Annotated in this window: 12 protein-coding genes and 2 pseudogenes; 1 reads left to right on the forward strand and 13 read right to left on the reverse strand. The window is 43.4% G+C overall.

What is annotated here, in order from left to right; genetic code table 11:
- From M3221_RS17930 to M3221_RS17940, 3 genes are all read right to left on the reverse strand, one after another.
- Positions 1-1,527 carry a tripartite tricarboxylate transporter permease gene (locus tag M3221_RS17930; RefSeq protein ID WP_251273096.1) on the reverse strand — a complete coding sequence of 509 codons (1,527 nt, stop codon included), beginning with the start codon at positions 1,525-1,527 and terminating at the stop codon, positions 1-3.
- 10 nt (positions 1,528-1,537) lie between these two features.
- Positions 1,538-1,999, reverse strand: a complete 462-nt coding sequence (locus tag M3221_RS17935) for a tripartite tricarboxylate transporter TctB family protein (RefSeq protein ID WP_251273097.1) — start codon at positions 1,997-1,999, stop codon at positions 1,538-1,540.
- 82 nt (positions 2,000-2,081) lie between these two features.
- Positions 2,082-3,107, reverse strand: a complete 1,026-nt coding sequence (locus M3221_RS17940; protein WP_251273098.1) for a Bug family tripartite tricarboxylate transporter substrate binding protein — start codon at positions 3,105-3,107, stop codon at positions 2,082-2,084.
- A gap of 521 nt (positions 3,108-3,628) precedes the next feature.
- On the opposite strand from M3221_RS17940, the gene M3221_RS17945 reads away from it, so the two are divergent.
- Complete coding sequence (locus M3221_RS17945) at positions 3,629-4,708, forward strand: isocitrate/isopropylmalate dehydrogenase family protein (RefSeq protein ID WP_251273099.1); 1,080 nt, start codon at positions 3,629-3,631, stop codon at positions 4,706-4,708.
- Positions 4,709-4,840: 132 nt separating this feature from the next.
- On the opposite strand, the gene M3221_RS17950 is transcribed toward M3221_RS17945, so the two are convergent.
- The 10 genes and pseudogenes from M3221_RS17950 to M3221_RS17995 form a co-directional block, all read right to left on the reverse strand.
- Complete coding sequence (locus tag M3221_RS17950) at positions 4,841-5,824, reverse strand: ring-cleaving dioxygenase (protein WP_251273100.1); 984 nt, start codon at positions 5,822-5,824, stop codon at positions 4,841-4,843.
- A gap of 83 nt (positions 5,825-5,907) precedes the next feature.
- A complete protein-coding gene (locus tag M3221_RS17955) occupies positions 5,908-6,342 on the reverse strand; it encodes a MarR family winged helix-turn-helix transcriptional regulator (protein WP_251273101.1) in 435 nt (144 codons plus the stop codon).
- 44 nt (positions 6,343-6,386) lie between these two features.
- Positions 6,387-6,995, reverse strand: coding sequence for an alpha/beta hydrolase (locus M3221_RS17960; RefSeq protein ID WP_251273102.1), 609 nt, complete (start codon positions 6,993-6,995; stop codon positions 6,387-6,389).
- On the reverse strand, positions 6,992-7,939 hold the full coding sequence (locus tag M3221_RS17965; protein ID WP_251273103.1) for a ring-cleaving dioxygenase: 948 nt from the start codon (positions 7,937-7,939) through the stop codon (positions 6,992-6,994). The genes M3221_RS17960 and M3221_RS17965 overlap by 4 nt, the downstream gene beginning before the upstream one ends.
- 33 nt (positions 7,940-7,972) lie before the next feature.
- Positions 7,973-8,581: a flavin reductase family protein gene (locus M3221_RS17970; protein WP_251273104.1), complete on the reverse strand. Its 609-nt coding sequence runs from the start codon at positions 8,579-8,581 to the stop codon at positions 7,973-7,975.
- A gap of 21 nt (positions 8,582-8,602) precedes the next feature.
- Positions 8,603-9,541: a ring-cleaving dioxygenase gene (locus M3221_RS17975; protein ID WP_251273105.1), complete on the reverse strand. Its 939-nt coding sequence runs from the start codon at positions 9,539-9,541 to the stop codon at positions 8,603-8,605.
- 66 nt (positions 9,542-9,607) lie between these two features.
- Positions 9,608-10,228 (reverse strand): annotated as a pseudogene (locus M3221_RS17980) (nitroreductase family protein).
- Between the two features lie 325 nt (positions 10,229-10,553).
- Positions 10,554-10,726: pseudogene (locus M3221_RS17985) on the reverse strand (asparagine synthase).
- Positions 10,727-10,881: 155 nt separating this feature from the next.
- Positions 10,882-11,571, reverse strand: coding sequence for an MgtC/SapB family protein (locus M3221_RS17990; RefSeq protein ID WP_251273106.1), 690 nt, complete (start codon positions 11,569-11,571; stop codon positions 10,882-10,884).
- A gap of 474 nt (positions 11,572-12,045) precedes the next feature.
- The gene (locus tag M3221_RS17995) at positions 12,046-13,614 is read right to left on the reverse strand and encodes an alpha-L-rhamnosidase-related protein (protein ID WP_251273107.1); all 1,569 of its coding nucleotides are present in this window, start codon (positions 13,612-13,614) and stop codon (positions 12,046-12,048) included.
- Between the last annotated feature and the right edge of the window lie 18 nt (positions 13,615-13,632).

The following is a 13,632-nucleotide window of genomic DNA, read 5'->3' on the forward strand; positions in this document are numbered from 1 at the left end:
TTATCCTTCTTCATTTAAAATTAGTTTTTTCCCTCTCAGTTTTAAAAACAGCGGCGTTAAAATCCACAAAATCCCGACAATAATAAAAGCCAGGGAAAGTGGTTTTTGGAAGAAAATCATTACATCGCCATTAGACAGCGTCAGCGCTCTCCGTAAATTATTTTCAATCATCGGCCCTAATACCAAGCCCAGTACAAGAGGGGCAATCGGAAAATCATTTTTTGAAAGAAAATAGCCGGCTACTCCGCAGGCAATCAGCAGGCCTAAATCAAAAACAGAAAACTGGACCGCATAAACGCCAAAGAAAGAAAAGCCAATGATTAACGGAATCAAGTATTTGGCAGGTGTTTCGACTACTTTGGCAAACACTTTAACCATAGGCAGATTTAAGATCAATAAAATCGCATTTCCAACAAACATGCTGGCAATCAATCCCCAGGCAACATCTGGGTGTTCTTCAAAAAGAAGCGGGCCAGGCGTAATATTAAACATAATAAATGCACTCATTAAAATCGCTGTGGAACCGGATCCTGGAATACCGAGCGTGAGCAGGGGAACAATGGCCCCTCCGGCCGCTGCATTGTTTGCAGATTCCGGGGCCGCTACTCCCTCAATAGCGCCCGTCCCGAACTTCTTAGGATTTTTGCTTAATTTCTTTTCCATAATGTAGGAAAAGAATGAAGCAAGAGTGGCCCCTGCACCAGGAAGAACGCCGATGAAAAAGCCTAAAACCGATCCACGGGCAATCGGAAGGGAGCTGTCTTTTAAATCCTGTTTAGTCGGGATGATCCGCGTAATCTTAGCAATGTCACCGTCATTGCTTTCTCGCTCTAAAATGGCTTTAAACACTTCCCCTACCGCAAAAAGACCAACTGCGATCGTTAAGAATTCTAGTCCTGAATACAAAACCGGCATGTCATATGTAAAACGGGTAACACCCGATACAGAGTCAATGCCAATTGTTGCTAGAAGAAGTCCGAAGACGGTCATCATCAGGGCTTTCGTAATAGATTTGCCGCCAAGCCCGCTTACAGCCAGGAGGCCAAGCAGCATAAGAGACGTATATTCAGCCGGGCCAAACTTTAACGCAATACTGGCCAGCGGGTTAGCTAACAAAATAAGACCGATTAAAGCGATTAATCCAGCGGCAAAAGAGCCGATTGCGCAAATAGCCAGTGCAATTCCGGCCCGGCCGTTTTTAGCCATTTGGTGCCCATCAAGGGTAGTAACAACAGAGGATGATTCACCTGGTGTGTTCAAAAGAATCGATGTAGTAGAGCCGCCATACATGGCTCCGTAGTACACGCCAGCCAGCAAAATAATAGAGCTTGTTGCTGCTGCTTCAGCAGGAAGCCCGCTTGTAATAGACGCGGTAATAGGCATTAAAAGAGCGATCCCGCTCATGGGGCCAATCCCAGGAAGAACGCCAACAGCCGTTCCTATCAATACTCCGAAAAAAGCGAATAAAAGATTGTGCCACTGCAGGGCTGTTGCAAAACCCTGCATTAAATAATCCAGCGTGCCCATCTAACCCCTCCTAACTGAAACTCATCCATGATGGAAATGGTGGCAGTGAACCTTGCAAAAGAACGACAAATAAGTAGTAAACCCCTATGGAGAAACATCCAGCAATTAAAACAGATGCCCATACCTTTCCTTTCTGCATCGTCTGGAAACCAATCAACAAAAACAGGAAGGTAGTAATGACATATCCGAGTGTTTCCAAAAGTGCCGCATATAAAATGGCCGCAGTCAGGATAATGCCAAACCGCTTATAATCCAGTTTCGTACCGCTATTTTTCACTTCTGTGTAGCGAAACGTTTCATAAACAAGACGGATGCTCAGCAAGATTAAGGCAATGCCTAAAGACATCGGAAAAATGTTCGGTCCAATTTCACTGCCATAGGCACTTTGAGAAAGTTTCAAGCTTTCCACTACAAACATGGCGCCGATCGCAAGAAATAGGATGCCTGCATAGCGGTCAAATGTTTTGCTCATTGTTTTCCTCCTTCCTGTCTCTGAAAAAGCAGCAGCCCATCAAGAAATATCATGCCGCTGCTTTTCTCCTATTTGAGGATCATTATTTTGCCATGCCGAGATCTTCGTAAATCTCTTTATACATCGCTTCCTCTTCTTCCATCAGCTTGATAAAGTCCTCCGATGCCATATAGCCATCCTGCCAGCCCTGTTTTTCCAGTTCGTTCTTCCAGGCTTCTGTATCTACTAGCTGGGCTACTTTTTCTTCCCAGTAAGCTTTCGCTTCTTCTGACATATCAGCCGGTCCGTAAATACCGCGCCAGTTGGTTAATTCGGCGTCTATGCCCTGCTCTTTGTACGTTGGAATCTCTGCAAATTCTCCTTCCAGGCGTTCAGGAGCAGAAATGCCTAAAATCTTCACTTTATCGGCTTTTACATACTCATATACGGAAGAGACATCAGAAGAAATAACGTCAGCGTTTCCGCCAAGCAGAGAAGTAAGCGCCTCTCCACCGCCATCAAAAGAAATATACTTAAGCCCTTTGACATCTACGCCGGCTTTCATGGCCGGATAAATGGCATTTAAGTGATCAAAAGAGCCTGGACCAGAACCGCCCGCAAATGAAATAGACGCTGGATCTTTTTTTAAGTCAGCAAATAAAGCTTCCAATGTGTCATATTTAGAATCTGCCGGGACCGCCAGTACGTCATATTCTGTCACCAGCCGGGCAATTGGCGTAATATCCCGAAAAGAAACCGGGCTGTTTCCTTCTTTCTTAATGTGATTCAAAATAAATGGTGTAGATGCAATCAGCAGCCGGTAGTCGTTCCCTTTGTCTTTGTTCGCAAAATCAACTGTGCCGACAACTTGTCCGCCGCCTGGATTATTTTCAACGGTAATGGTACTGTCTACAATTCCTTCAGAAGAAAAAAGATTGCTTAGCGCCCTTCCTGTTGTATCGAGCCCGCCTCCTGCACCAGATGGAACAGAAAAGGTTATCGCTTTTTCCGGATAGCTGCTGCCTGATCCGCCTTGTCCACCTGCAGCTTTTTCTCCTCCACTATTACTACAGGCGGCCGTTCCCAGCGTTAAAGCAGCAGCTAGAATAGGTACCATCAACTTTTTCATCAAAATCCCCCCTATTATTTATCTGATTAATCAGTAAATTTTGGTTCTTTTGTTTTAATTCGAAAAGCGACGGACTTGATTTGAAATACTCATTCCTCCCTCGGTACACTTCTTTCTCTCTTAAGTTTTGAAGAGAGCCAAGCCAAGCTCACCTGACTATTTTTTCAATCAACCTCTATTGAGGATTGAAGTGTAGAACAAACCTCCCTTCACCTGCCGAGATAACGCTTTCATTTTTTTGTAAATGAAGATTTGTTTTCTCTGATTAAAGTGTACTCGATTCATAAATCCTTTGAAAAATAGTGATAATTCATGATTACGTATTCTAATTTTGAATAAAATCACTTTCCTTTTGGACTCTACTTTTGTAATTTCAGGCTTTTACATAGAAAAATGTAATAGTTAAGTGATAAAAAATTCTATTTTATTAATTGTTTGAAATCGTTTACAGTGAAAACAGCACAATCAATATGTTTTTACTGAACTGGGACACTTTTTAATTCAGAAAGGAAGTCGAAACAATGACTGTTTATCGTATCGGAGTATTAGCTGGAGACGGCATTGGACCTGAAATTGTGGACGCTGCAGTGAATGTTTTCAAAACGGCGGCCCAAAAAGCAGGTGTAGATATTGAGTGGGTTGACCTTCCCATGGGATGGAAAGGCATTAAACATCATAATGACCCTCTTCCAGAAATTACAACGAAAACATTAGAAACCACTCATGGCTGGCTTCTTGGACCACATGATTCAGCTGCTTATCCTCCAGAACATAAAATCAAGCTGAACCCGAGCGGTGCCCTTCGCCACAACCTTGATTTGTATGCCAACATTCGTCCAGCTAAAACAATGCCTGGAATTAAAAGTGTTGTAGAAGAAGCAGATCTAGTAATCTACCGTGAAAATACAGAGGGTTTTTATGCGGACCGCAATATGTACAGTGGGCATGGTGAATGGCAGATCACGGAAGACGTGGTGGTGACTTCAGGCGTCTTTACGCGAAAAGCAGCGGAACGTATTGCCCATAGCGCTTTTAAAATGGCGATGCAGCGCCGCAAAAAAGTAACGATTGTTCATAAAGCTAATGTACTACGTTTGAGTACCGGCTTGTTTTTAAAGGTTTGCCGGGATGTAGCGGAGCAGTACCCTGAAGTGACAATAGACGATTACCATATTGACGCAATGGCGGCCCACTTAGTACGTCGTGCCAAAGATTTTGATGTCATTGTTACGGAAAATATGTATGGAGATATTCTTTCTGACCTTGCTGGTGAACTTGTAGGCAGCCTGGGACTGGCTCCTTCTATCAACTCAAATGACAATGTTGCAATGGCACAGGCAGCACATGGTTCCGCACCTGATATTGCCGGCTTAAACATCGGCAATCCGATTGGTATGATGCTTTCTACTGTTATGCTGATGGACTGGCTGTCAGAGCGGCACAATGATCCAAAGCTAAAGGAAATGGGTCAGCTCGTTGAACAAGGATTGTACCAGTCACTTGAGGATGGTGTTAAAACAAGAGACCTTGGCGGCAGCGCTACAACCTCGGGATTTGCAGAAGCCGTAGCCGACCGAATCAAACAAGCCCTTGTAAATTAAGCAGGAATACCGGATTTTACAAAGATGTTCCTTTGTAAAATCCGGTATTTTTTACTTTTGTAAAGGTGATTTCAATGTGAGTATTTCTTTTCTTCGTGCATCCTCTATATTTAGAAACTAATAGCTATCCTGTTACTCGTATTCCTTCTCAAATTCAACAGTGCTTCTCACGGTATCAATAGGCCGTACTAATTTTTCAATTTGTTCACGTTTCGGCTCCAAGAACGGCGGTAATGAAAGCTTTTCGCCGACTGTTTCGTAAGGCTCATCGCCCATAAATCCAGGTCCATCCGTCGCAAATTCAAATAGAATCTGCGGTGCAACACGGGAATAAAGAGATTCGAAGAAGTAACGGTCTACGTAACCGGATGTCTGGTAGCCAAAGCTTTCAAGGCGGTCCGTCCATTCATCCAGCACGGCCCGGTCTTCTACACGGAAGGCTGCATGGTGAACAGTACCGTACCCTTGGCGCGCCTGCGGCAGCACCGTATTATGTTCTACTATAACCTGAGCCCCGTTTCCGCCTTCGCCTACCTCAAATAAATGCAGGGAACCTTCCGCTGCTATTTCTTTAAATAACAGCACCTGCTCCATCATTTGTTTGAAATACTTAAAGTCAGCAATGCGGACAAACAGAGGGCCTAAGCCTGTAATCGCAAATTCTAATGGGATCGGCCCTTTCTGCCAAGGTGTACCAGAAGCCACTCCTTTATTATGTTCATCTGAAACAAGCTGATAGTGCTGATCATCGAAATCAATAAACGAAAGTGTCTGTTTGCCAAACTGTTCTTTAATACCTGTATGTTTCACGTTTAAGCGGTCAAATCGTTTCACCCAATAATCAAGCGCCGCATCGGTCGGTACCCGGAAAGACGTTTTTGAGATTTCATTTGTCCCATGCACGCCTTTTGGGATACCAGGGAAATCAAAGAACGTCATGTCGGTTCCGGGGCTGCCCTTATCATCAGCAAAGAACAAATGATACGTTTGAATATCATCCTGGTTTACTGTTTTCTTGACTAATCGCATACCTAATACATATGTGAAAAACTCATAATTTTTTTCTGCACTGCTTGTAATAGCTGTGACATGATGAATGCCTTTTAAATGATTCATTTCTTTTTCCTCCTAGCCAATTAGGTTCAATTATCTTCAATTCGAGATATAAACGTTAAAAAGATCTTTTCTTTTTTATTTCATTAAAGTGATTGTGCTCGGTAGCCAATTCGTTTAATCAGTTGGATAGCAGTATGGAGTTCATCAGGCTTCAAGCCTTCAAATACTTTCCCCATTGTGCGTTCATGTTTAGGGAATATTTCCTCCATTAGCTCCCTGCCCTTTTGTGTAATGGCTGCATACGTGACACGGCGGTCTTTCGGACAGCCTTTTCGAACGGCATACCCTTTTTGTTCGAGTTTATCGACCACATATGTGATACTACCGCTTGAAATTAATATTTTTTTGCCAATCACTTGAATCGGCTGATCGCCTTTATGGTACAGCAATTCCAAAACTGCAAACTCTGTTGGGTTTAACCCATAGAGCGCTACATCTTTTCGAACGACGTCTTGAATCGCCTGAGAAGCCCGCAAAATCACTGTAACGGCTTTTAGTTCATTATAAGTCTGTTCCATTATCATCACTTCTTCCCTTTATTTCGAAATGATAACCGATCTATTTAAAGTGATAAATTGCGGTACCAGTCAGCAGCTGCTTCTACCTCGGTCAGCGTTAACTGGTGGCCGTGATTTTCCCAGTGAACGTCTACCGATGCGTTTGCTTGTTCCAGTAAAGATTGAAGCTGCTTTGATTCCATCGGGGCACAAATCGGATCATTCGTACCGGCTGCAATAAAAACGGACGTTCCAGTCAAATCAGGAAGCTCTATGCCTCTTCTAGGCACCATAGGATGATGAAGAATCGCCGCCTTTAGTGCATGCTGGTAGTGAAACAGCATGCTTGCTGCAATATTGGCTCCGTTTGAATAGCCAATCGCAATGATATTATTTCGGTCAAATCCATACGTTTCAGCCGCTTCATCCAAAAATGCATTTAATTCTGTTGTGCGGAAAATAAGGTCTTCTTCATCGAATATCCCTTCCGCCAGTCTCCGGAAAAAACGCGGCATACCGTTTTCCAGTACGTTTCCTCTTACACTTAAAATGGAAGCCTCATCATCTACTTTTCCAGCAAGAGGAAGCAGGTCTAATTCGTTGCCACCTGTTCCGTGAAGCAGTAATAGTGTAGGTTTTGAGGGGTCTTTGCCTTTTTGAAAAAGGTGTTTCATTTCTGGTCTCCTTCCAAAACACGAACCTCTACAGGAGGCAAGTTTTTTTCTAATTCTTGTCGTTTTGATTCCAGCCAGGACGGCAGCATCAGCTTCTGCCCGAGCTTCTCGATCGGTTCATCCACCGCAAAGCCTGGTGGGTCAGTGGCGATTTCAAACAAAATGCCGCCCCCTTCGTGAAAATAAAGAGCTTTAAAGTAGTGCCGATCACGGATTTCGGTCGGATAGAAGTTCTTTTCCTGAAGAACCACTCTCCATTTATGAAGTTCTTCTTCATCTCTTGCTCTCCAGGCAATGTGGTGAACCGTTCCTGCTCCCATCAGCCCGCGGACAGAAGGAGTAAGCTTAATATCAACCGTGTTTCCAACCGGTGCTTCTGATTTAAACCTTAGAAAGCCTTCTTCCTGTCCCAGGCATTCGAATCCTAGAATGTTTTCAAGTACTTCCGCCGTTTTATGAGGATGCACGGAAATTAACATCGCCCCGCTAAATCCTTGAACCGCCTTATCCGATGGAATACCGTCAAAGGAGCCGCTATATGAAAACTCTTCTTCCCTTTCGACCAGTTCCAGTTCAAGGCCATCTGGATCTTGAAAAGCGATATGTTTTTCGCCAAAACGGACCGATGAAAAAAATTTTACGCCAAACTTCTGTAACCGATTTTTCCAAAATTCCGTTGAACCGGCTGGGATGACAAAACTGATACTGCCTACCTGTCCTGTACCGATACGGCCTTTCGGCTGTTTAGCCCACGGAAAGAATGTAATGACTGTTCCTGGGTCTCCTGATCCGTTTCCAAAATACAGATGATATACTTCTGGACGGTCAAAGTTGATTGTTTTCTTTACGAGCCGCAGCCCAAGCACCCCTGCGTAAAAATCAATCGTTCTTTGTGCATCGTTCACCATCGCAGTAATATGATGAATGCCCGCTATTTTTTGCATGTTGTACACCCCGCTTCCCGGATTCAACTTTTCTCAGCTTGGGCGGTCAATAGTAAAGATTTCGCCGATTTTTGCATAATCATTTCCCGCCAGCCTGCTTACAGCTCCTAATCCATCTGGGTTGATTCTGCCGTTTTCATAAATCTCTTCCGCAATGTGAAACTGCACAACTTTTCCGATGATCAGGTCACACCCAGGAGCATCAGAGCCTCCTAGTTCCAGTGACTGCTCCAGCAGACATTCCATTCGAATTTTTGCTTCCTTTACGCCTGGAACGGAAATTTTCACACTTTCCACCGGCGTCAGCTGTGCCCGTTCTATTTCACTTTCCTCAGGAGAAAGGTTGGCAGCCGTTTCGTTCACTTTTTCTACGTTTTGTTCATCTACAATATGAACGACAAATTCTTTTGACTCAACAATGTTTCGGGCAGTATCTTTTCGTTCTCCCTGATTTCGTTGAATTGCTAAAGAAATCATCGGAGGGTTAGACGAAACAATATTGAAATAACTAAACGGGGCGCCGTTCAGCGTTCCTTCTTTTGACATCGACGTTACAAAAGCGATCGGTCTCGGGATAATGCTCCCTATTAGAAACTTGTAATTTTCTCGTTCTGTGTTTGCAGATGGGTCAATGGAAAGCAAAGCACTCACTCCAATCAGAATTTAATCGAGTTCTCTTACCTGGAAAGGGATCAGCACCCGTTCAATTTGTTGCCGGCGGGGTTCATACTGCTCCGGCAGCATAAGCTTTTCTCCCATCGTTTCAAATGTCTCATCATGCGCAAACCCTGGAGGATCGGTCGCAATTTCAAATAGGATTTCACCATGCTCTCTAAAGTAAATGGCATTAAAGTAATTTCTGTCCCGTACTGCCGTCACGCCATATCCGTTTTCAGCCACATATTTTTGCCACTCCAGCTGATCCTGATCATCTTCGGCGCGCCAGGCAATATGGTGCACAGTGCCAACACCCATTGTTCCCCGCCCAATCGGCGTTCTTTTTAAATCAATGATATTTCCAATGTCGGCTGAAGACTGAAAACGCACGAAGTCTCCTTCTTCACTTACTTTTTTTAGCCCCATCACCTGCTCCAGTAAGTGAGCCGTTTTTTCCGGCTGGGCTGATAATAAAGTAGCCCCGCCAAACCCTTTAATGGCTGTGTCTGGTATAATGTCTCCAAACTGCCATGTATTCTTTTCGCCTTCCTCCCGCTCCACAATCTCCAAATGAAGTCCATGAGGATCGTCGAATTCGAGGTATTGCTCCCCAAAGCGCTCCATTTTGGTAACCGGCACATTGAATTTCGCCAGCCGTTCTTCCCAAAATACGATCGCTCCTTTTGGAACAACATAAGAAGTGACCCCTACCTGGCCATCTCCTATCGTCCCCTGGCGGGCGCCTGCCCAAGGGAAAAATGTAATGATTGTTCCCGGTTTTCCGCCTTCATTGCCAAAGTAAAGGTGGTACGTTCCGGGGTCATCAAAGTTCACCGTTTGTTTAACGAGGCGCAGCCCCAGTACACCTGCGTAAAAATCAACGTTTTCCTGTGGATGGCCGACAATCGCTGTAATATGGTGAATGCCTGCTGTTTGTTTGTTCATTTTACCTGCTCCTTTTTGATGTGATTGGTTCGGTTTCGTTATGCACCGAATTCTTGATTGAACGACTTAGTAGTACGTCACAAATTCACTGACAGGTTTTCGGTACCCGCGCGGCTTTCTGCTCTCTGTCTTTTCTTTTCCAATCGTAATCATTAAAACGGGTTCATCTTCATCATGTATATTTAACAGCTCTCTTACCGCTTTAGGATCAAATCCAATCATGGGACATGTATCCCAGCCTTTTTCTTTGGCCGCCAGCATAAACAGCATGGCGGATAAAGAAGCATTCCGGATTGCTTCGTCCCGCTGAAATTCTCGTCCTCTTGATTCATAAAAGGAAACGGTATCTTCCACCATTTGATCATATTCTTGCTTGTTCACAATTCCAAGCATTTTTAAACCCTTGTAAATTTGTGAAGCCTGCTTAAATGCGCCTTTGTCTCCAAGCACAATAATCACAGCTGAAGCACTTGACACTTTATATTACCCGTAGGCAGCCGTTCTTATCTTTTCTTTCAGTTCTGGATCCATTACGGTTATATATTTCGTATGCTGCAGATTAAAAGCCGATAGTCCCAGCTTGATGAGCGAGAAAATGTCATTTAATTCGTTTTTGGTAATGGGTGTATCGGCCAGGAAATTGCTCGCCGAGCGCCGTTCTTCTACTAGCTGAGTGAATTCAATCATTTTTACATCCCCCTAGAACAAATATCTCGAATTCGAGATATTAATGTATAAAAGATGATAAACCTTCTGTTTTAAAACTAAGTAAGGGCAAGAACTTTTTTAAAAAATTCTGCTTTCTCTTTCTAAGTAGTTTCCACTTCAAAATAAATTATCTTGAATTCGAGATAAATATACCTGATTCTTTTCGGTCTGTCAACTGATTGTGCTGAAAGATTTTTCATATTTCTTTCCGCTCCTTAAACTGAACCAGCTAAGCCGCTCTTATGTCAGACTCTTTTTTCTTTAAAATTAAAAAGGCAGGCACAAATTTGTACCTGCCTTTTAACTAACGACGATGTTCCACGAGGTCAATGGCACCTAATACAATGCGGGCTAATCCAAAACCAAAAACAGTGTTGCAATAGCTTTACTAGTCCCGCCTCTTTGTCTTAGGGCATATCCAGTAGCCGTAACAGCTGAACCCAATAAGGTTGGAATTAAGCCTTCACGAAAGTTCAATGGAATCCCTCCACATCGTAGTCAGCGGATGTATTAACAAGCCACCTTTACTATTTCCGAATATGCAAATATGTACGTAAGTAGGCTGCATTTTTCTAAATCACAATTAACCAGCGCTGCTTTTTCTCATAAAAAAAAGCTGAAGTACGAGGATGTTACGTTCCTTGTACTTCAGCAGATATTACGCCTTCAATGCTCCGGATGCTTTCATAAACGTCCGTTGTATACCGCTGCTTTTCTACTTCGGCTTCTAGATACATGTTTTTGCAGTCATCTTCTAGATCTTTAAGCCGCAAATTTTTTACGTTCACGCCAGTTTGTTTAATACTTTTCAGCAAAAGAGTTAAATTCACGCTGTCTTCTACCTTAATTTTCACGTAGATGGGTTTCATCAAAAGTGTTTTTGGGCCAAACAGCTTCATTAAAAAAGGTATAATCTCAACCGCAAAAATCACGAGTATGACCATTACAACGGCTTCCAGGTAAAATTCTGCTCCGACTGCGATCCCTGTTGCCGCCGATGCCCAAACAATGGCAGCTGTGGTCAAACCTGAAATCATTTCATTGCTCCGGCGGAGAATAACCCCCGCTCCGATAAAACCGATACCCGAAATAATCTGGGCTGCAAGGCGCAGCGGGTCCATCGGCCGGATCGCTGCTTCTGCATAGCGAAAGCTTGATTCAATCGACACGATGGTAAGCAGGCAGGCTGCCGCAGCGATTACAATAGAGGTTTTCATGCCGACAGGCTTGCGTTTAAATTCCCTTTCAACACCGAGCAAGAAACCTAAAAAGGCCGCAAATCCGATTTTCCCAATCATCCATAATTCTATTTCCCAGTCCATATCTTCCCCTCTTCTGTTCTTTATTTTAACTACACCTTATTAGAAGCCGCTTTGGCTTTTAGCCTGAATGCCTCCGCACGGTCCATCACGTTTTTCCTTTGTTTCCTTACACTAATGTTTATGCAAACCTGCGTTCACTTTTTCGCCGGTTTTTGTATTTTACTTTGCCGTTTAGCTTAGATCAACTGTAAATGTAAACTCTGTAAACGGGCATAGGAAAGCGTTACATTGTAATCACTGCAAGCCTGCTGTACAGATAGCTTTTAATATACGCCGCTTGACTATAGTAATCTATTACTACCTCAAGTACAATAAAGAATTTTTCCCAAGACCTTTTTCTTTCAGCTTTCATTTTAGTGAAATGTTGTTAGCTTTTTATTTTTAACTTAGCCATTAATATTAAAAGCGAAAAAAAGACTTTTTATAATTGTAACATACAAAAAACGCTTTCATTTGAAGGCGTTTTTTGTGCTTTTAAAGATTATATTTTCGAATCAAATACGTTGGTGTACAGCTCCACGCATGGCAGTAACTGTTGATTAAATGACTGCCATATGGAGAAAAGCTTTTATTTTTTGGATCATACAATTCCCAGAATGTATCTGCCCCATCTTCGAGCATACCGCCCCAATACACTTTCATTTGCTCAATAGCTTTTTCTCTTTCTCCTGAAAGCAGAAGAGCTTCCACATAATGATGATACATATAAGGGGTAGCCATGCCAACGGCTTTGTCAGCCATTAACAGCCGGTTTAGTAATGCCGCATTTTCTTCTTTTGGCAAAATATCAGCCAATACCATCCATACCTGGCTCGCCCAAGATACCTGCCGATCTGCCCCGCTGATGAAAAATTGCTGTTTTTCATCCCATAAGAATTGCTTTGCAGCTTCTACTATATCCACCAGGCATGATGCCAGCATTGATTTTTCAGGCGCATTTAACGCATCAGCCAGGTGAATCGCCTGTTTCAGGGCATAAATTAAGACAGCTTGTGATGGTGCCTGCTTATTCAGGCCTTCCTCCCAGTCAATAAATGACCACCATTCTTCTGAATCTGTCACAATATGCCGTTCATCTAAACGCTCAAGCGCCAATTCCACCTGCCGAAGCGCTATCGGCCAAAGATCGATTAACGCTTCCATGTCTTTCGTTGCCTCATAGTAATCATACAGGGTTGAGACGAAAAACAAGGAGTAATCAAACAGCCGTATATCATCTGCGATCAGCTCAGGCTTTATAAATAGATTTGCGGCCACCTGTCCATTGTCATCCGGTACGCCGGCAAACATGTATAAGCAGCGCTTCACAAGATCATTTGTACAGAATGTTTTATAGTTTGCCAGCGCCTGTAGACGAAGATCCCCTAACCAAAGACGGCGATCCCGTTTCGGTCCGTCTTCAAATACCTCCTGCATGCAGTCAGCGAGCGTCTTTACACTGATTTCATCCATCTTTTGAAGGAGTGGATCTACGTACTTAAGGGGTTTTACAGCCTGGTAATCAGCGGATGTGACCGAATTGCATTTTATATTTTCAAAAACAACCCGGTATTTACGAGAGGTTTCGAGCACTTCTGCTTTTACATACCGGAAGCTGTAACGGCGTGGCAATTCTAGTTTGGCTGGCAGCACATCAATGAAAATGGTTTCTTCCTGAAGCCACGAACCCGCAAGCCATCCATCGTAGGATTCAAACGGTTCTGCCATCTCAACCGGCATTTCACCAATCGTCAGCTTTAGCTTCAGGGGCGCATCCGGCGGACTTCCGGCAGGACGGATATCCATCGATAGATAGCCAACCTGATGATCACCGAAATCTAAAATAAATGAATCTTTTTTGGCTAATTCACGTTCACTTAATTCGGAAACCGGCGCTGCATATTCTGCGGTCCAGCCGTGAATTGCCTTCTGATCGGCTTTGACATTGACAATAGATACAGGCTTGACCACTTTCGTTAGCAATTCTGGTTTTAACTGTTCTGCCTTTTCAATAAAAGATTTATTTCGAACCGTCACATACTCTTTTTTTACTTGAACACTCATGCTTTTCCCTCCCTGATC

Origin of the sequence: Domibacillus indicus (genome assembly GCF_023715895.1) — a bacterium.
Classification (GTDB): Bacteria; Bacillota; Bacilli; order Bacillales; family Domibacillaceae; genus Domibacillus; species Domibacillus indicus_A.

Coding starts and splice junctions, on each gene's coding strand:
- M3221_RS17935 (WP_251273097.1), bottom strand. CDS start 1,999: ATGAGCAAAACATTTGACCGCTATGCAGGCATCCTATTTCTTGCGATC.
- M3221_RS17955 (WP_251273101.1), bottom strand. CDS start 6,342: ATGGAACAGACTTATAATGAACTAAAAGCCGTTACAGTGATTTTGCGG.
- M3221_RS17965 (WP_251273103.1), bottom strand. CDS start 7,939: ATGCAAAAAATAGCGGGCATTCATCATATTACTGCGATGGTGAACGAT.
- M3221_RS17995 (WP_251273107.1), bottom strand. CDS start 13,614: ATGAGTGTTCAAGTAAAAAAAGAGTATGTGACGGTTCGAAATAAATCT.
- M3221_RS17945 (WP_251273099.1), top strand. CDS start 3,629: ATGACTGTTTATCGTATCGGAGTATTAGCTGGAGACGGCATTGGACCT.
- M3221_RS17950 (WP_251273100.1), bottom strand. CDS start 5,824: ATGAATCATTTAAAAGGCATTCATCATGTCACAGCTATTACAAGCAGT.
- M3221_RS17990 (WP_251273106.1), bottom strand. CDS start 11,571: ATGGACTGGGAAATAGAATTATGGATGATTGGGAAAATCGGATTTGCG.
- M3221_RS17960 (WP_251273102.1), bottom strand. CDS start 6,995: ATGAAACACCTTTTTCAAAAAGGCAAAGACCCCTCAAAACCTACACTA.
- M3221_RS17940 (WP_251273098.1), bottom strand. CDS start 3,107: ATGAAAAAGTTGATGGTACCTATTCTAGCTGCTGCTTTAACGCTGGGA.
- M3221_RS17930 (WP_251273096.1), bottom strand. CDS start 1,527: ATGGGCACGCTGGATTATTTAATGCAGGGTTTTGCAACAGCCCTGCAG.
- M3221_RS17975 (WP_251273105.1), bottom strand. CDS start 9,541: ATGAACAAACAAACAGCAGGCATTCACCATATTACAGCGATTGTCGGC.